Raw genomic sequence first — 17,567 nt, forward strand, 5'->3', positions numbered from 1 at the left:
CTGAAATAATATTCCATTTTTCACTTCTTCGCCTAAGGTAATCCCTAGTCGCGTAGGTTGCACGTGGTTCTGGCGCAATCTTCGATAAATGGAATATTATTTTGGAACAGGAACGCCGCGATCGACGGCGAGCGACGAGCAACCTCAGAAACGGGCGCGAAGCCCTGGAGACAAGAGCCCCATGCCACAAGTGAATCTGGAAAAGGTCGTGCGCCGCTTCGGCGGCGTCGCGGCAGTCGACGAAGTCAGCATCTCGATGCCCGACGGGGCTTTCGTGACACTGCTCGGCCCCAGCGGCTGCGGCAAGACCACCACGCTGCGAATGATCGCTGGATTGGAAGCCAACGACGAAGGTCGCATCCAGATCGGCGAGCGTGTGGTCAGCGATGCCAACGCTGGCGTCTTCGTCTCGCCTGATCGACGCGACCTGGGCATGGTGTTCCAGTCCTATGCGATCTGGCCTCACATGACTGTGTTCGAGAACGTGGCCTATCCCCTGCGCGCCCGACACGTCGCGAGCGGGCAGATCGCGACGCGCGTGAATGAAGCACTCGAGATGGTCGAGATGGGTGCCTATGCCCAGCGGCCGGCTCCCGCCCTGAGCGGTGGCCAGCAGCAACGTGTCGCCATTGCCCGTTCCCTCGTCTCGCGCCCCCAAGTGCTGCTGATGGACGAACCCCTCTCCAATCTTGACGCCAAGCTCCGCGAGCAGATGCGGATCGAACTTCGCGCGCTGCAACAGCGACTTCGCATCACCACGGTGTATGTGACACACGATCAGCGCGAGGCCATGGAACTGTCCGACCACGTGGTCGTGATGCATGCGGGCCGCGTGCAACAGGCCGGTGCCCCAGAGCAAATCTATGCGCGACCATCGACACATACCGTGGCCTCCTTCATGGGGTCTCCGAACCTGGTCCGGGCCCGGGTCACGGGCCGCGCCGACGGACCCGACGGCGCCTTGCTCGACGTCGAAGGCCAGGGCTGGGCGGGCCGCTGCCCCGGCGTCCCGGCGCTGCGCGCGGGCGATGACGCCTGGCTGATCGTGCGGCCCGAGTCGATCAGGCTGGACAACGATGCACGCGCATGTGCTGCCGGCATCAGCTGGCATGGTGAGATCCAGAGTACCTCTTACCAGGGGGCCATGCACGCGATCCGGGTCGCCATTCCGGACGCGGTGATTCATGCGGAGGTGGAGGCCAGCCGGCGGCCGCGTGTGGGTGAGAACGTCGTCTTGCGCGCGGATGCAGCGCAGGCCTGGGTCGTTCCTGCGGAAGCTGGCCAATGAACGCGGCCGGAGCCACCCTGACGCCACCGGTCGTCGCATTGCCCGGATCTTCGCTGAACCGCCCGGCGCTGCGACGCGCACTAGTGATCGGTTCGCTGGCGTTGCTGCTTGGATTCCTGACCCTGTATCCGCTCCTGATGCTGCTTTACGGCAGCTTCCATACGGCGCCGCCCGGAGAGTCCGGCAGCTTTTCGCTGGCCGGCTACCGCAGCATGTTGACGGGCGAGAACCTGCACATCCTGTTGAACACCGCGCTCATCGCGCTAACGAAGACGGTGCTTTCACTGGCGATTGCGGTGGCGCTGGCCTTCATCATCGCCCGCACCGACGTCCCACTGCGCGAGCCGCTCGAAATCCTGATCACGCTGCCCTTCTTCATCCCGCCGATTCTCACGGCGATGGCCTGGGGCATGCTGGGAAACACCCAGGTCGGAACGCTCAATATAGCCTGGCGCTGGCTCACCGGTTCCGAGGCGGCATTGATCAACGTGTACTCATGGGGCGGCGTGGTCTGGCACATGATGCAGTACTCGATCCCCTTCCTGTTTCTTCTGATGGTCGAGGCGATCCGGGCCATCGACCCTTCGCTGGAAGAGAGCGCGCGCACCAGCGGCACCGGGCCCTGGACCACTGCGCGTCGCATCACGCTGCCATTGCTGCTTCCGATCATCAGCAGCCTGTTCGTGCTGTCCTTCATCCGGGGCATCGAATCCTTCGAGTCGCCGATGTTCTTCGGCACGCCGGCTGGCATCGAGGTGATCACCACGCAGATCTACCACCTTCTCAACCGGCAGGCTGCTCCCGACTATCAGTCCGTTACCGCGATGTCCTTCGGCATCGTGATCCTGATGATGCTGATCGTGGTCTGGCAACGCCGCCTTCTCGGCGGTCGAAGCTACCAGACGATCACCGGCAAGGGATTCCGTCCGAGGCTGGTGCGGCTCGGCGTCTGGCGCTGGCCGGCATTCGCATTCTGTATGCTGTTCTTCGTGCTGACGGTGGCCCTGCCCGTGGGCCAGTTGCTGCTCGGCAGCCTGGTGCGCTTCGTGGGCTTCTACGAGGGGGACATGTTCACGCTGAGCCACTACGTGGCTGTATGGCGCAACGACGTGTTCTGGCGCGCGCTCGGCAACACGGCGCTGCTTGGCATCGGCGCCGCCACCGCGGTGATGTTACTGGGTTCGGCGGTGGCCTACATCGGCGTGCGCACCACCTGGCGAGGCCGTCACGTGCTGGAAATGCTGGCCTGGCTGCCCTGGTTCATGCCGGGGATGGTGCTGGGCGTCGGCTTCCTGTGGGCCTTCTCGCTGCTGCCGAACTGGATACCGATCTACGGCACGGTATGGGCGCTGTTTCTGGCCTACGTGGCACTGGGTTCGCCGCTGGCGACGCGGGTGATGTCGGCCTCCTTCATGCAGATCTCGAATGATCTGGAGGAATGCTCGCGGGCCCACGGGGCCGGCTGGACGCGCACCTTCTGGCGAGTCCTCGTCGCGCTGGCCTGGCCCTCGTTCGCCGCCGGCTGGGTGCTGACCTTCTTCATGGTGCTTCGAGAGCTGAGTGCCTCGATCCTGCTGTACTCCGCCGGCAGCGAGGTTCTGTCGGTCGTGATGCTGCGCCTCTGGATGGATGGCAAGGCCGAGGAAGTCAGCGTGATCGGGCTTCTGATGCTGCTGCTGGTGCTGCTGTTCCGCTTCATCGAACTGAAGCTCATCAAACGCCGCATCAGCACCCTTTGAGCCCGACGCCATCAAAAACATACCGACCTCACCGATCGCAATGACCGCCTCCATTCCCGAAGATTCGCGCACCGCGCCCTTTCGTCCGCTGCAGTCACCGCCGCCCGCGGTGGAAGTCGAGCACCGACCGGACGGCAGCGTCCTGCTTCGCTGCCCCTACGCGCTTGGCGAGGTCTCCAATGACGTGCTGACCTGGCTGAGGACGTGGTCGGTTGCCGATCCGGGTCGCACGATGCTGGCCGAGCGTGATGGCGACCGCGCCTGGCGCCGTATCGGCTACGGGCAGATGCGCCTGAAGGCCGACGCCATCGGCCAGGCCCTGCTGGACCGAGGTCTGCGTCCGGGCAGCACGCTGATGGTGCTCTCGGGCAACTCGATCGAGCACGCCGTGATGGTGCTGGGTGCCATGACCGTCGGCATCATCGCTGTCCCGGTCACGCCGGCCTATTCGCTCGCCAGCAAGAGCCTCGAGAAACTGCGGCACGTCGCCTCCTTGGTGGAACCCGCGGCGGTGTTTGCCCAGGACGGAACTGCCTTCGCCGGTGCATTGCGCTTGCTCCATGACGCCGGCGCCCGGGTGGTGGTCGCCAAAGGCGAACCCGGGACACCGCACGACCGCTTCGACGATCTTGCGTCGACGACGGTCACGCCCGCGGTGGACGCGGCCTACGCCAGAGTCGGACCACAGACCGTCGCCAAGATCCTCTTCACCTCGGGCTCCACCGGCCAGCCCAAGGGTGTCATCAACACCCATCAGATGATGTGCGTGAACCAGGCCATGACGGCGGCCCTGCGCACGGCAGCCGGTGAAGCCCCGCCCGTGACCTTGTCGTGGCTGCCATGGAACCACACGATGGGCGGCAATGCGCTGTTCAATCGCAATATGCGGCTCGGCGGCACGCTCTACCTGGACGATGGTCGCCCTCTTCCCGGCGAGTTCGAGCGCACCATCGCCAACCTGCGCGAGGTATTGCCCGCGACCTTCTCCAACGTGCCGGCCGCGTTCGGCATGCTGGCCGATGCGCTCGAGGCCGACGACGATTTCAACCGGCGCTTCTTCGCCGGACTGGAGAGCCTGTCCTACGCTGCCGCCGCCTTGCCCGACGCATTGCTCAACCGCATCCAGCGTCTATCAGTCCGTGCAACCGGCATGCGAATTCCGTTCACGTCGGGATACGGCAGCACCGAAACCGCCCCGATGATCACGATGCTCTACTGGGTGAGCGAAGGATCGAATCTCATCGGCCTGCCCGCACCCGGTGTCGAAATCAAGCTCGCACCGGTCGCAGCCAGCCGCTACGAAGTGCGGGTGCGGGGCCCGAACGTCACGCCCGGCTACTACCGCCAGCCCGATCTGAGCGCGCAGGCCTTCGACGACGAAGGTTTCTATTGCATGGGCGACGCCGCTCGACTGGTCGACCCCGCGGACCCGTTGCAGGGGCTGATGTTCGCGGGCCGCGTCAAGGAAGACTTCAAGCTCCAGAGTGGTACCTGGGTGGCCACCGGCCCGCTGCGCGCGGCGGTACTGCATGCGACCGCGCCGATGCTTCAGGACATGGTCATCGCAGGGCATGACCGCGACACGCTGGGCGCCCTGGCCTGGCCGAACCTGCCTGCCTGTCGCGCCTTGATGGGTCAACCCAAGGCCGGGCTCGCGGACATCGCGGCATCGCGCGTGGTTCAGGAATCCATCGCCGCCGCGCTGGCCCGCCACAACGCCGCTAATCCGGCATCGTCGCTTCGCATCGCACGACTGATGCTGTTGACCGAACCTGCCAGCGCCGAAGACGGAGAGATCAACGACAAGGCCTATATCAACGCTGCAACCGTGTTGGCGCGGCGAAGCGCCCTGATCGACGCCCTCTACGCCTCGACGCCCAGCACGGGAGTTGTGCTACCCGCCGGTGCGGCCCACGAGTTGGCTGCTTCGCCCGCCTGAACCTTCACGCATCCCCCTCCCCTCGAACCTACATGATCGGACTCACCCCATGAGCATCAAAGGCGCGGCCTATATCGCCGGCATCTACGAACATCCCACCCGCAAGGCCACCGACATTGCATTGGCCCAGCTTCATGCCGAACTCGCCAAGGGCGCGCTCGACGACGCTGGCCTGTCGCTCTCGGACGTCGATGGATTCTTTTGCGCCGGCGATGCGCCCGGCCTGGGGCCACTGTCGATCGCAGACTACCTCGGCTTGAAGCTGCGCTATCTGGACACCACCGAGACGGGCGGCTCCTCCTACATGATCCACGTGCACCACGCGGCGCAAGCCATCGCGCAAGGAAAGTGCAGCGTCGCCCTCATCACGCTGGGAGGACGTCCGCGCTCCGAGGGCATGGGTTCGGGCCTTGGGAACGACCTGGATCGCTACCCCGAAAGCCAGTTCGAGCGGCCGTACGCGCCGGCCATCCTGAACCTCTATGCCATGGTCGCCAAGCGACACATGCATGAATTCGGCACCACCAGCGAACAGTTGGCGTGGATCAAGGTCGCGGCCTCACATCACGCGCAGCACAACCCGCATGCGATGCTGCGCAACGTCGTGACGGTCGAAGACGTGCTCGGCTCGCCGATGGTCGCCGATCCACTGCACAAATTGGACTGCTGCGTGATCAGCGACGGCGGCGGCGCACTGGTCGTGACCACCCCGGAGATCGCCCGCTCGCTGAAGCGCCCACGCGTCAAGGTGCTTGGCTGCGGCGAAGCCAACAAGTCACAGAACGGCGGCGAGATCGACATCACCTATTCGGGCGCCGTCTGGTCCGGCCCTGCCGCCTTTGCCGAAGCAGGCGTCAAGCCATCCGACATCAAGTACGCATCGATCTACGACAGTTTCACCATCACCGTGCTGGTGCAGCTCGAAGACCTCGGCTTCTGCAAGAAGGGCGAAGGCGGCCGGTTCGTCGCCGATGGCAACCTGATTTCCGGCGTCGGCAAGCTGCCTTTCAACACCGACGGCGGCGGACTGTGCAGCAACCATCCGGGCAACCGCGGCGGCATGACGAAGATTCTCGAGGCCGTGCGGCAGGCTCGGGGTGAGGCCCATCCCGCGGTGCAGGTTCCCAACTGCGACCTGGTCCTGGCGCACGGCACCGGCGGAATGCTGGCCACGCGCCATGGAAGCGCCACCCTCATCATGGAAAGAGAATGAACATGCGCATCGCACCCGACCGCAAGATCAATCCGCCGAAGCCGAATCCGGAGACGCTTCACTACTGGGAGGCAGCCAGCGACGGCCAATTGCTGATGCGCCGATGTACTCAATGCGGCAAGCCGCACTTCTATCCGCGCACGCTCTGCCCTTTCTGCCTCGGCGCCACCGCATGGGAACGGGTTTCGGGCGAAGGAACCATCTACACCTTCTCGGTGATGCGCCACAGCGAGCAGCCCTACGTGATCGCCTACGTGAAGCTGGCCGAGGGTCCGACCATGATGACCAACATCGTGGACTGCGACATGGATCAGGTCCACATCGGCCAGAAGGTTCGGCTGGTCTTCAAGCCCAGCGAAGGTGGCCCGCAGATTCCGATGTTCACCGCCGCCTGACAGCCCAGTTCCCAATCTTCGAGATCCATCATGAGCACTATCAACGCATCCGTGGCACTGACTCGCCACGACAGTATCGCAGTCATCACCATCGACAGCCCGCCTGTCAACGCCCTTTCGCATGGCGTTCGAGAAGGGTTGGTGCAGGCCGTCGCCCAGGCGGGGCAGGATTCCACCGTGCGCGCGATCCTTATCGCATGCGCCGGGACCACTTTCATCGCCGGCGCCGACATCACGGAATTCGGCAAGCCGCCGAAGGACCCGCGCATCAGTGCCGTCATTGCCGCCATCGAGGACTGCCCGAAGCCGATCATCGCCGCCATGCACGGCACCGTGCTCGGCGGTGGCCTGGAACTGGCGCTGGGCTGCCACTACCGTGTGGCCGCACCCGCGACTCGGCTCGGCCTGCCGGAAGTCAACCTCGGCATCATCCCGGGCGCAGGCGGCACCCAGCGCCTGCCGCGGGTCGTTGGCGTCGAGCGTGCGATCGAGCTGATCACCACCGCCTCTCAGCTGAGCGCCAAGCAGGCTCTGGAAGCGGGCCTGGTCGATGCGCTGATCGATGGCGACCTGGTTCAGGGCGCATTGCAGTTCGCACGTCGCGTGGTCGATGAAAACAAGGCACTGCTGCGCGTGCGCGATCGCGACGAACACCTGGTCACCGCGCGCGGAAACCCCGCGCTGTTCGAGAAGGCCCGTGCCGCCGTGGCCAGGAAGTCGCGCGGATTGACCGCACCGCTGGCCGCCATCGACGCCATCGAGGCGGCGGTGAACCTTCCCTTCGAACAAGGCCTTCAGCGCGAGCGCGAGCTGGTGACCGCACAGGTCTCCTCGGACCAATCCAAGGCGCTGCGCTACTTCTTCTTTGCAGAGCGCGAGTCGGCCAAGATCCCCGGCATCCAGACCGGCGATGTCGCCAAGGTGCAGCAGGCCGCTGTCATCGGGGCTGGAACGATGGGCGGAGGCATCGCGATGAGCCTGGCCAATGCGGGCGTTGCAGTCACCCTGATCGACCTCAACCCGGAGGCCCTCGAGCGCGGCCTGGGCATCATCAGGAAGAACTACGAGAACACTGCGCGTCGCGGCGGAATGACCGAATCCGATGTGTCGGCGCGCATGGCGCTGATCCGGCCATCCACGAAGCTCGCTGACGTCTCGTCGGCCGAGGTGATCGTGGAGGCTGTTTTCGAGAACACGGAACTCAAGAAGAGCGTCTTCACCGAGATCGACCGGCACGCCCGAGCCGATGCCATTCTCGGCACCAACACCTCGACACTGGACATCGACGAAATCGCAAGCGCCACAGCGAGGCCCGAAAGCGTGATCGGCCTTCACTTCTTCAGTCCGGCCAACGTGATGAAGCTGCTGGAAGTGGTTCGTACCGGCCGCACTTCGGAGTCGGTGGTTGCACGCGCCATGGCACTGGGGCGCCAGATGCGCAAGGTTCCCGTGCTGGTCGGTACCTGCGATGGCTTCGTCGGCAACCGGATCCTACGCGCGCGCAGCAAGCAGGCCGAGCAGATCATCATGCAAGGCGGCTTCCCGGAGCAGGTCGACCGCGTCCTCCAGGACTTCGGCTTCCCGATGGGCGTGTTCGCAATGGGCGACATGGCCGGACTGGACATCGGCTGGCGAATCCGAAAGGAAAGGGGTCTGAAGTCCATCGTCGCCGACAAGTTGTGCGAGATGGGCCGTCTGGGTCAGAAAGCAGGCGCTGGCTACTTCCGCTACGACCCCGCGAATCCAGAAGGCGCCCGTGCGCCGATCGTCGATCCGATCGTCAACGAATTGATCCTTCAGGCCTCGCGCGATCAGAACATCGAGCGCCGGGACATGGACGATGTCTTGATCCGCGAGCGGCTGCTCTATCCGATGATCAACGAGGCGGCCAAGATCCTCGAAGAAGGCGTGGCGCTGCGCGCCGGCGACATCGACGTGATCTGGATCTACGGCTACGGATGGCCGCGCCACCGCGGCGGCCCCATGCACTATGCGGACTCGATCGGTCTGGCGAAGATCCGCGACCGCCTACGCGAATTCGAACGCGACCACGGGGACGCATTCAAACCCGCCGCACTGCTTGAGCGGCTCGCCGATGAAGGTGGGACATTCGCCGGACATCGCACCGGCGCCTTGCAAGCCACAGCGGCGGCGACGGCGGTTGCCGCTTGATGGTCACCAACGCCATGGCACCCCTTGCATTGAATAGCTCTGCCGCGCGCGTATCGCGCCGGGTCGTCCTGCTCTCGCTGTCGGCCAGCGCGCTGCCTGCTTACGCACAGCCCGCCAAGACTCCCACAACCGGCGGCACCTGGGATCAAGTCGTCGCCGCGGCCAAGAAGGAGGGGCGGCTGGTGCTCTACAGCGGTGCGGCGACGCCGACCACTCTGGGTCCAGTCATCAAGCGCTTCGAGTCGCAGTTCGGGATCAAGGTCGACCTGATCTTCGGTCGTCCGAGCGAGATCCGCGAGCGGATCCGAGCCGAGCAGGCTGCGGGCCGCATCCAGGCCGACCTCGTCATGGATGGACCGACGATCAACCAGCCTGCCTTCATCGGCGCCTATGTACCCCACGAGGAGATCCCGAACGCCAGCAAGCTGGTCGCACCCTTCGTGGACGACGGCCTCCTGCTGCCGGTAGGCATCGGGCGGCAGACTGTGCTGATGAACACGCGCGTGGTGAAACCCGCCGATGAACCGAAGAGCTGGAACGATCTCCTGGACCCCAAGTGGAAAGGCAAGATTGTCATCGACGACCCGCGAAGCCCCGGTTCGGGAGGACTCGTCTTCGACGTGCTCAATGAGAAGCTGGGCCCCGACTATCTGCGCAAGCTTGCGGCCCAGGCGCCAGTGATATCGACCGACATCTCGCTCAACGAGCGACGCGTGGTGCAGGGCGAGTTCGCCTTCTTCGTGCCGTTCCGCATCCAGAGCATCCTGAACCTCAAAGGCCTGCCCGTGAAGGCGATGTCCGCCAGCGAGGGCGATGTGTACATCATCATGGCGCTGCTGCGCGTCAAGGATGCGCCCCATCCCAACGCAGCGCGGCTCTTCATGAATCACTTTCTCGACTCACCGACCCAGAGGCATTTGCTGGACGCCGCTTACGGCACCGTCACGGGAGAGAGCGATGCCGAACTCCCTGCACAATTGAGGGAAATCAATCAAGGCAAGCTGCTCGGCGCGTCCGTGCCGCAGGGGCTCGACGAGCGCCGAAAGGCAATTGGCGCCCTGTTCGCGAAATAGGCTGAAGCGCCGGGATCGCAGGCCCGGCGCTCCAGGTCGCTAGATGGTCGGGTATTGCGGCCCCGGTACACCACGGACGAGTACTTCGCGCACCTCGTCTGTGAGGGCCAGCAGCTTTTTTCCGATGCGCTGCATCCGCGCCGGGGTCTGCAGGTGTGCCGGTCCTTGGGCATTGAAGGCCATGATCGTGCCTGAGTCGCCCCAGATGAAAGGCACCGCCACCGTGTTGGTCAGCTTGGCAAAAGTGCCTACGGAAATGACGTAGCCGTGCTTCTGATACTGCTCGAATGACTCTTCGAGTTCCCGCCACAGCGACTGCCATTCCTTGGGGTAGTAGTGCTGCATCGCCTCGAGCAACTCCTTGTGCTGCTGGGGTGACATGGCGGACGCGCAGGCTCGCCCCATCGCAGTGCGCACCAGCGGCACCCTGAATCCAACGCGCTGCCGCCGATTGGACTTGATGTCTCCGGGTGCGTATTCGAGGTAGAGCATGCTCAGCCCCTCGACTACGCCGAGCCCGACATTGAGATTGGTCTCGGCCGCCAGCTTGAGCATCAGCGGACGTGCGGCCGAGGGCACCACCTGCTTGGCGATGTACGGATAGGCGAGCCCGACGACGCCTGCCGCGACTTCGTACTTGCCGATGTCTTCACGGTAACGCAGGTACCCCAGTTGGGTGAGCGTGTAGGTCAGACGCGAAACCGTCGGCTTGGGAATGCCCGTACGCTCGGCGATGTCGGCGTTCGCCAGGAACTGCTGATCGATGTGGAAGGAGCGCAGGATGGCAAGCCCACGTGCCAGCGCGCTGTTGAAGCGCGGGTCGTCGTCTTCGATCTTGAGTTGGAGTCCCTCCGAGTAGTCGGGCACGACGACTTTATCTTTTCGACTCGGACGACCCACGTTCTCTCCTTGAATTGGCTCTATTCATCATAATGGAATTCAAGTCCGTTCTTGAAACGCACGATGCCTGTGGCGCCGCATCAAGTTGCGGCGGGTACATGCAGCGCAGTGGCCTCCATGTAGCTCTTGAGCCCGAGGCTCGAGAACTCCCGGCCGAGGCCCGACTGCTTGGCGCCACCGAAGGGCACGAATGGGTCCAGCGCCAGATGCTGGTTGACCCACGCCGTACCCACCTCCAGTCGCGCAGCCAGCTGCGCAGCGTGGCTCACATCGGGTCCCCATACGGAGCCGCTGAGGCCGAATGACGTGGCGTTGGCGCGCGCGAGTGCCTCGGCTTCGTCGTCGTAGGCCAGGATGGGCAGGGCTGGGCCGAAAGGCTCTTCCTGCACAAGGCGACTGTTTTCGGGAAGGCCCGCGACAACCGTCGGTGCGATGAAGTAGCCCGGGCGGTCGAGCGCACGCCCCCCCCGCGATGAACTCGCCGCCACGAAGACGCGCGTCGTCGAGCAGCTCAACCACAAGCGCGCGCTGAGCGGCGTTCTGCACCGGGCCCATCTCTACCCCGTCTTCGAAGCCATCGCCGACGCGCGCCTTGCGGGCCAGGGAACCGATCGCCTCGCAAAGCTCGTCATGCTGAGAGGCATGCACGTACAGGCGCTTGATCGCCATGCAGATCTGGCCGCTGTTGGAAAAGGCAGCCGCGTACAGGCGCCCCGCGATCGCATGGATGTCTGACTTCGGCAGCACTATCGCGGCATCGTTGCCACCGAGCTCCAGCGTGACCCGCTTGAGGTTGCTGGCGGCGCTGGCCATCACCCGGCGGCCCGTGGGTCCGGAACCCGTGAACGATATCTTGTGGATGCCCGGATGCTCGGTCATCCAGCGGCCCAGCTCGTCGCGACCTGCCAGAACGCTGAAAACCCCGGGCGGAAAGACGGCACGCCCGATTTCGCCGATGCGCAGCGTTGCGAGCGGAGTATAGGGCGACGGCTTGAGGATCAGCGCATTGCCGGTGTAGAGCGCATGCACGATCTTCCCCATGGCCAGCCCCACCGGTACGTTCCACGGCGTGATCGCGCCTACCACGCCCAGCGGCCTGTAGTGCATCTCGACGCGCCCCAGGGCATTGCTCTTCAACACTTCGACATCGATTCGAATGCTGGTGACCCTTTCGATGGTGAGGGCCGTTCGGGTTACCTCGTCCATCGCGCGAGTGAACGGCTTGCCCTGCTCCAGCGTCGTGAGTGAAGCCAGTTCGTCCGCATTCGCGACCAGAAATTGACCGAATCGAAGCAGATGTGCGCGGCGTGCTTCGAAGCCCAGCCGTGCCCACGCCGGTGCAGCCGCTGTGGCGGCATTCACCGCCGCGTCGAGTTGCGAACGATCCGCGGCGGGACTGCGGGCAAAGGCCTGACCTGTTGCAGGATTGACCACCTCGAAGTCGCTGGTGCTTCCCATCGCCTGTGCATCGATGGTCTGTGCGTAGCGTGTCCGGGCGGCCGCGACTTCGCGTCGTCTCATGGCATCCGATGGATTCATGGATTTCGTCCTTGGAAAGGTGTATGTGGTGGCGGAGCACGGGTCCTCCGACCCGATGCAAGACGACATTGATGAAATGATATTTTGTTTCTGGTGTGCGCGGTGGCTTGTCAAGCCGGTGACACGGTCTTGGCATCAACCCTTATTGAAGGGTATAATGGAATTATATTTCAGTAACCGCTCGTCTTGAGATTTTGCTGAAGGGGCCCGCCGCAGCGAAGCGCAGCCCCCCCAACCGGAGACACTAGAGATGGCAAGAATCGTTCTCGGAATCGGCACGTCGCACACGCCCATGCTCAATGCACCAGTGGCAGACTGGACTCGCTTCATCGAACGCGATCGCGGCCGGGCCCACCTGGACAAGGCTGGAAATCCGGTGAGCTACGAAGAGCTGGAGGTTCTTGCTGGCCCGGCGATGCGAGAGCAACTGGACAGCGGGCTCCTCAACCAGCGCCATGCCGAAGCAATGAGCCAGGTCGACCTACTGGGCGAGAAACTGCGCAGCGCCAAGCTGGATGCCTTGATCGTTGTGGGCGACGACCAGAAGGAACTCTTTCAGGACAACAACATGCCGAGCATGCTCGTGTATCACGGGGAGAGCATCCGCAACGTACCGTTGGCCAACTTCAGCGGACCGCAATGGGCGGCCAATGCCTCCGCGAAATACTACGAGCCTTCTCGACCGCGTGACTATCCGGTCGATCATCGGTTGGCGCGCCACATCATCGGTCACCTGGTGGAGAGCGAGTTCGACATAGCGATCGCCGACAGTCTTCCCGATGGCTATGGCGAAGGCCATGCGTTCGGCTTCGTGCACAACCGCCTGCTGAACGGCACGCTGATCCCGGCCATTCCCGTCTTCCTGAATACCTACTATCCGCCCAATCAGCCGACGCCTCGGCGTTGCTACCGGCTTGGGCAGGCCATACGCGAGGCGGTAGAGAGCTTTCCTTCGGATGCACGCGTCGGCGTGGTCGCATCGGGCGGACTGAGCCACTTCACAGTGAACGAGGAGCTGGATGGGAAGGTGATCCAGGCACTGCGAGACAAGGACGCGCAGGCACTGGAGCGGATTCCGCGCGAGCTGCTGAATGCCGGCAACTCCGAGATCCGCAACTGGATCTGCATGGCCGGCGCGATCGAGGCGCTTCCTCTGCTCTCGCTAAAGTACATTCCTGCTTACCGGACGCCCGCCGGCACGGGCACGGGCCTGTGTTTCGCTGTCTGGGAGTGAGCTCAAGGATGCGAACACCGAACTCGGAGGAAGGGCCATGAGCGACGAACACCGCACGGTCCGCCTGGTCGGCATCCGATTTGCAGGCGATGGCACGAACCTCTTCGAGTTCGCGCCCTTGAAGGGGGACGCGCTTCCGGGCTTTGCGCCGGGAGCCCACATCGACGTCTTCCTGCCGAACGGGCTGTCGCGCCAATACTCGCTGTGCAATGGGCCGGCGGACGCTGGCCTCTACGTGATCGGCGTCAAGCTGGACCGCAACAGCCGGGGTGGATCGAGGTACATGCACGAACAATTGCGGACGGGCGCCCTGCTCGAGATCAGCGCGCCACGCAACCACTTCGAGCTGTGCGAAACCGCTCCGCACTCGGTGCTGATCGCCGGAGGCATCGGCATCACCCCCATCGCTTGCATGGTGGAAAGACTCAAGGCGATCGGCGGCAGCTGGGAACTGCATTACAGCGTTCGGCACCGAGACGAGGCGATCTTCCTCGACCGGCTCGCCGGTCCGGCGCTGCACCTGCATGTGGATGCGGAACAGCCCGAAGGAGGCTACGTCGACGTGGCGGCCATCGTGGCTGCAGCAGCTCCGTCATCGCACCTGTACTGCTGCGGTCCGGCGCAGATGCTCGATGCGTTTGAGGTGGCGGCCAGCTCTCGCCCCTCGTCAAAGGTCCATCTGGAACGCTTCGGCGCCACCGTGGACGCGGCTAAGCAAGGCGGCTTCACTGTGACATTGGCCAAAACAGGCCAGCGACTGAAGATCGCGCCGGGAGAGACGATCCTGGAGGCGGTGCGCGCTTGTGGCGTGCCGGCACGCGCGTCGTGCGAACAAGGTGTTTGCGGGGCCTGTGAGACCCGTGTGCTGGGTGGACTACCGGACCACCGCGACTCGCTACTGTCGTCAGATGAAAAGCTGACCAATGACGTGATGATGATATGTTGCTCTGGCAGTTTGACACCGGAACTGGTTTTGGACCTCTGAGCCGGCTCAGGTAGTTCTGCCTCATGCGCACCGCAGGCGGCGTCGGGCGAGCCCGGCGCAGGGACGACGGCGTTCCGACAGATCGATCTGCCGGTCGAGGTTGAAGGCAGCGTCGCATGGAGACCTCTTTCTGGACTAAGCGACGTTCAGCATCTCGGCATGCCGACCACAAGGTCGCCTGACGCCTACGTCGCGGTAATCCAATGCTAGGTATCAGCCGCCTCTCACGGTAGACAGCTATCGGTGACCACCGTGTTGCCGGATAGGCGACGGATGCCTCAATCTTGAAGGTCGAGCGGCTTCAGAACGGGCGGACGCTGGAGCTCGGTCGATGCGGCCGCCAGGATCTGCGCCCTCGTGCCGCCGCGCGGCGGATAGATCCGTTCGCGATTGATCACCTGCTTGGTGGCCTTGGCCTGCATGCCTTGCGACACGACGGTCCTGTCCCAGCCCTGGCTGTAGACCGCGTCCGCGGGGCCAAGGTCGATGATGTTGGTGTACCAGTCGATATGCAGCGGCAGCATCTCGCGGCCGCCGCTCGGCCGCGGACAGCCGGAAGGGACCGTACGCGGCAATCCAGTCTTCCTTGTCAGGGTCGTCCATCGTCGGTGTCGTCATCGCGTCGGCTTTACCTATGCAATCGAACAACATTCTCGCTTCTCCTAAGATGCAGGAAGCCTCGACCCGGCTGGTCGGCAGGGCGATTGTCGAAGCTAACGCTCATGCCTGCGGCGCTGCGTCCGACGGCCGACGCGTGAGGACCGCACTTTGAAGAGTTCGAATCTCCGGCGGCGAGTCGACCGGCCGCTTGTTGAGTATGAACAAGCGGACGATCTTGTCTGCGTGCATCGAAAAGTGGAAGGTCAGGGTCAGCACGCCCGGAAGCCCAGCCTTGTCGAATTCGCCATCCACGTTGGCAGTGAGGATCACCTCGCCGAAGTGCTCAGCAACGTCAACGACCTGCATGGTCATTTTGCCGCCGACGATCTCGCGCTCGGCCCATCCCCGGATCGCGTTCGTCCCCAGAAAGTCACGCAACTGGTCGTTGACTAGCGCCCCGGGTGCAAAGCAGGCCACCAACGCGTCAGCATCGAAGGCATTGGTGGCTGCGACATAGGCTGCGACCGGCGGAGGCAGGCCGCCCGCCGGCAAATCCGCGATCTGCTCGCGCGAAGGTGTCATGAGGTCGCTTTGGTCTGTGCGTCTGGCGCGATCATCGACCTGTGCCGCGACTTCTGCACGTCAAAACATGTCAAGCGTTGTTAATTTTGTCGGCCGGCGCCCGCGACGCGACATGCCACGAAACTGTCGGTCCCTTGCGCGCTTACCTACGGTTCGGCTGGCGACCTTGGGGGCCGCGTTATCTCCAGCCTGAGCCGGTCCAGGCCCTCGTCCGTTCCTCGTATGTCGCGCTCGATGCACACTCCGAAGCAAAAGGGCCGTTGGGCCCTCCCCCTCACTCGAGACTCGCTGAGGAGTGGGAGCCGCAATGCCCCAAGCCGCGCTCCCTTTCCTGTGTGTATCGAGCTCGATAAAGTCGACACGAATGGCCATCGGCGAACCGAGGATCGCTCTGGTGGGCGTTCCAGCGAAGATGCGTTCGCCCATGCCGATGCGCTGTGGGATTGCGCGCCGACTGATGCACGGCGGTTGCAGCGGTCAGCTAATTTTTCATGCGCGCAAAGGATGCGCCAGAAAGAACCGCAGCATCTCGGCGCTCGCATCGGCGCCGGTGGGGTTTGTGTAGCTTCCTCGCGAGCTGCCACCCGACCAGGCGTGTCCCGCGTTGTGCAACTGCCAATACTCGGCTGTGCTTCGCCCGGCTTCGTCCGCGTAGACAGTGCGGGTGTAGCGTTGTCCCTTGCCAGAATGGCCCTCCGCCGTACGCGCCGAGGGCATCCTTCCATTTGTCTGCCCGGTCGCCTTGCGAGCCGCTTCGATGATCGCGGCGCCATTGCTCACGTGCACCGTGGCATCGGCATCGCCATGGAAGACGATGGTGGGTGGCACTGGGCTGCCGGCCCCGCCTGAGGGTGCAAGGGCGCTGCCGCTGCGCATGGCGGACAGCGCGGTCATGACATCCGTGGCTGAGCCACGGGGCAAGCCCGAGTGAACCCCGACCGCGGCGAACACATCCGGATAGCAGCGCCCGACGATGTCCGCCATGGCCCCACCGGCAGACAGTCCCGCTACGTAGACGCGCGCCGCGTCAACGTGATGCTCAGCCGTAATCGTTTGCGCCAGGGCCGCGAGCACTGCCGGCTCGCCCCGTCCGCGCTGCTGATGTTGCGGCTTGAACCAATTCCAGCACTTCTGTGCGTTGGCATGCTGGGTTTGCTCGGGATAGAGCACGACGACCCCAAGGTCGCGGGCCAGCGCATTCATCTGGGTGCCCGTCGCGAAGTCGGCGGCGCCCTGTGTGCACCCGTGAAGCATCACCACCATGGGGCGTGGCGCGATTGCGGCGCCGGTCGCGCCAGGCGGCAGATAGAGCTTGTACGCCAGCGTGCGCCCTTGGTGGGTGAAGCTGCCGTCGAGCCAACGTTCCTCGCGTGGGCTATCAACCTCGACCGAGTCCAAGTCGACCGCTTCTTTCACCGCGACGCCTGACCGCTCGGGCAGGATCTCCTCCACGATCTCGGGAGGCGGGTCAATCACCCGCGTCAAACCGTCGAGGACCAAGGCTTCGCCTGACGGAATTGAGGCCCGGGTAGCGGGCGGCGGCGTCGCAGGGTCACTGACGCCGAACACTTCGGAAGCGCCTCCCCGCAGGGCACGCTGGATCGCTTGCGTCGCCTCCTGGAGTTGCCCATTTCGGGTCAATTCAGTCGCGTTGATCATTAGTTTTTGGAGCAAATCGTTCATGAGGTTCTTTCAGGGGTTAGTGAATTCGCCGGCCAACGCAGTGTTGACACCGCTACTGGGTCGGGCACATCGACCTTCTGGTCGCCAGAGCTTCTACTCGCGCAGGACGGCGCTTGAAGGCACGTCGCCATCCTAGCACCATCCATATGGATGGTGCTGGGATGTTTTTTGACGTCGATGCCTAATCTATCCATGGCGTTTGTTAGTGCGCAGTCCGCCGAACAG

Annotated in this window: 14 protein-coding genes and 1 pseudogene; 9 read left to right on the forward strand and 6 right to left on the reverse strand. The window is 64.0% G+C overall.

The window, feature by feature from the left end:
- The first annotated feature begins 181 nt into the window (after window positions 1-181).
- From QTI45_RS30175 to QTI45_RS30205, 7 genes are read left to right on the forward strand one after another with little or no spacing between them, the layout of a single operon-like run.
- Window positions 182-1,288 (forward strand): ABC transporter ATP-binding protein, encoded by a 1,107-nt coding sequence (locus QTI45_RS30175; RefSeq protein WP_286656945.1) that lies wholly within the window; start codon window positions 182-184, stop codon window positions 1,286-1,288.
- Window positions 1,285-3,027: an ABC transporter permease gene (locus QTI45_RS30180; protein ID WP_286656946.1), complete on the forward strand. Its 1,743-nt coding sequence runs from the start codon at window positions 1,285-1,287 to the stop codon at window positions 3,025-3,027. The genes QTI45_RS30175 and QTI45_RS30180 overlap by 4 nt, the downstream gene beginning before the upstream one ends.
- 40 nt (window positions 3,028-3,067) lie before the next feature.
- The gene (locus QTI45_RS30185) at window positions 3,068-4,966 is read left to right on the forward strand and encodes a feruloyl-CoA synthase (protein WP_286656947.1); all 1,899 of its coding nucleotides are present in this window, start codon (window positions 3,068-3,070) and stop codon (window positions 4,964-4,966) included.
- Window positions 4,967-5,015: 49 nt separating this feature from the next.
- On the forward strand, window positions 5,016-6,179 hold the full coding sequence (locus QTI45_RS30190) for a thiolase family protein (RefSeq protein ID WP_286656991.1): 1,164 nt from the start codon (window positions 5,016-5,018) through the stop codon (window positions 6,177-6,179).
- A gap of 2 nt (window positions 6,180-6,181) precedes the next feature.
- Entirely contained in the window at window positions 6,182-6,574 is a 393-nt protein-coding gene (locus QTI45_RS30195; RefSeq protein ID WP_444813326.1) for a Zn-ribbon domain-containing OB-fold protein, read from the forward strand.
- Between the two features lie 30 nt (window positions 6,575-6,604).
- Window positions 6,605-8,746, forward strand: a complete 2,142-nt coding sequence (locus QTI45_RS30200; protein ID WP_286656949.1) for a 3-hydroxyacyl-CoA dehydrogenase NAD-binding domain-containing protein — start codon at window positions 6,605-6,607, stop codon at window positions 8,744-8,746.
- On the forward strand, window positions 8,746-9,819 hold the full coding sequence (locus QTI45_RS30205) for an ABC transporter substrate-binding protein (RefSeq protein WP_286656950.1): 1,074 nt from the start codon (window positions 8,746-8,748) through the stop codon (window positions 9,817-9,819). The genes QTI45_RS30200 and QTI45_RS30205 overlap by 1 nt, the downstream gene beginning before the upstream one ends.
- A 39-nt stretch (window positions 9,820-9,858) precedes the next feature.
- On the opposite strand, the gene QTI45_RS30210 is transcribed toward QTI45_RS30205, so the two are convergent.
- The 3 genes and pseudogenes from QTI45_RS30210 to QTI45_RS30215 form a co-directional block, all read right to left on the reverse strand.
- Window positions 9,859-10,686 carry an IclR family transcriptional regulator gene (locus QTI45_RS30210; protein WP_286656951.1) on the reverse strand — a complete coding sequence of 276 codons (828 nt, stop codon included), beginning with the start codon at window positions 10,684-10,686 and terminating at the stop codon, window positions 9,859-9,861.
- A 113-nt stretch (window positions 10,687-10,799) separates the two neighbouring features.
- Complete coding sequence (locus tag QTI45_RS35380) at window positions 10,800-11,207, reverse strand: aldehyde dehydrogenase family protein (RefSeq protein ID WP_353621346.1); 408 nt, start codon at window positions 11,205-11,207, stop codon at window positions 10,800-10,802.
- 31 nt (window positions 11,208-11,238) lie between these two features.
- Window positions 11,239-12,327: pseudogene (locus QTI45_RS30215) on the reverse strand (aldehyde dehydrogenase family protein); the annotation flags it as partial.
- Between the two features lie 181 nt (window positions 12,328-12,508).
- Here QTI45_RS30215 and QTI45_RS30220 point away from each other — a divergent pair.
- Together QTI45_RS30220 and QTI45_RS30225 are read left to right on the forward strand one after the other, a co-directional pair.
- Complete coding sequence (locus QTI45_RS30220) at window positions 12,509-13,492, forward strand: DODA-type extradiol aromatic ring-opening family dioxygenase (protein ID WP_286656953.1); 984 nt, start codon at window positions 12,509-12,511, stop codon at window positions 13,490-13,492.
- A 37-nt stretch (window positions 13,493-13,529) separates the two neighbouring features.
- On the forward strand, window positions 13,530-14,477 hold the full coding sequence (locus QTI45_RS30225) for a PDR/VanB family oxidoreductase (protein WP_286656954.1): 948 nt from the start codon (window positions 13,530-13,532) through the stop codon (window positions 14,475-14,477).
- Window positions 14,478-14,755: 278 nt separating this feature from the next.
- On the opposite strand, the gene QTI45_RS30230 is transcribed toward QTI45_RS30225, so the two are convergent.
- From QTI45_RS30230 to QTI45_RS30240, 3 genes are all read right to left on the reverse strand, one after another.
- A complete protein-coding gene (locus QTI45_RS30230) occupies window positions 14,756-15,001 on the reverse strand; it encodes a hypothetical protein (protein WP_286656955.1) in 246 nt (81 codons plus the stop codon).
- 196 nt (window positions 15,002-15,197) lie between these two features.
- Window positions 15,198-15,659 carry a nuclear transport factor 2 family protein gene (locus QTI45_RS30235; RefSeq protein WP_286656956.1) on the reverse strand — a complete coding sequence of 154 codons (462 nt, stop codon included), beginning with the start codon at window positions 15,657-15,659 and terminating at the stop codon, window positions 15,198-15,200.
- 489 nt (window positions 15,660-16,148) lie between these two features.
- The gene (locus QTI45_RS30240; protein ID WP_286656957.1) at window positions 16,149-17,342 is read right to left on the reverse strand and encodes an extracellular catalytic domain type 1 short-chain-length polyhydroxyalkanoate depolymerase; all 1,194 of its coding nucleotides are present in this window, start codon (window positions 17,340-17,342) and stop codon (window positions 16,149-16,151) included.
- Window positions 17,343-17,567 lie beyond the last annotated feature (225 nt).

Source organism: Variovorax saccharolyticus (genome assembly GCF_030316765.1).
GTDB classification, from domain to species: Bacteria; Pseudomonadota; Gammaproteobacteria; order Burkholderiales; family Burkholderiaceae_C; genus Variovorax; species Variovorax saccharolyticus.

What these genes read in the sequence shown, in the direction of transcription:
- QTI45_RS30175 (WP_286656945.1), top strand. Translation starts at nt 182, where the DNA reads ATGCCACAAGTGAATCTGGAAAAGGTCGTGCGCCGCTTCGGCGGCGTC.
- QTI45_RS30180 (WP_286656946.1), top strand. Translation starts at nt 1,285, where the DNA reads ATGAACGCGGCCGGAGCCACCCTGACGCCACCGGTCGTCGCATTGCCC.
- QTI45_RS30185 (WP_286656947.1), top strand. Translation starts at nt 3,068, where the DNA reads ATGACCGCCTCCATTCCCGAAGATTCGCGCACCGCGCCCTTTCGTCCG.
- QTI45_RS30190 (WP_286656991.1), top strand. Translation starts at nt 5,016, where the DNA reads ATGAGCATCAAAGGCGCGGCCTATATCGCCGGCATCTACGAACATCCC.
- QTI45_RS30195 (WP_444813326.1), top strand. Translation starts at nt 6,182, where the DNA reads ATGCGCATCGCACCCGACCGCAAGATCAATCCGCCGAAGCCGAATCCG.
- QTI45_RS30200 (WP_286656949.1), top strand. Translation starts at nt 6,605, where the DNA reads ATGAGCACTATCAACGCATCCGTGGCACTGACTCGCCACGACAGTATC.
- QTI45_RS30205 (WP_286656950.1), top strand. Translation starts at nt 8,746, where the DNA reads ATGGTCACCAACGCCATGGCACCCCTTGCATTGAATAGCTCTGCCGCG.
- QTI45_RS30220 (WP_286656953.1), top strand. Translation starts at nt 12,509, where the DNA reads ATGGCAAGAATCGTTCTCGGAATCGGCACGTCGCACACGCCCATGCTC.
- QTI45_RS30225 (WP_286656954.1), top strand. Translation starts at nt 13,530, where the DNA reads ATGAGCGACGAACACCGCACGGTCCGCCTGGTCGGCATCCGATTTGCA.
- QTI45_RS30230 (WP_286656955.1), bottom strand. Translation starts at nt 15,001, where the DNA reads ATGCTGCCGCTGCATATCGACTGGTACACCAACATCATCGACCTTGGC.
- QTI45_RS30235 (WP_286656956.1), bottom strand. Translation starts at nt 15,659, where the DNA reads ATGACACCTTCGCGCGAGCAGATCGCGGATTTGCCGGCGGGCGGCCTG.
- QTI45_RS30240 (WP_286656957.1), bottom strand. Translation starts at nt 17,342, where the DNA reads ATGAACGATTTGCTCCAAAAACTAATGATCAACGCGACTGAATTGACC.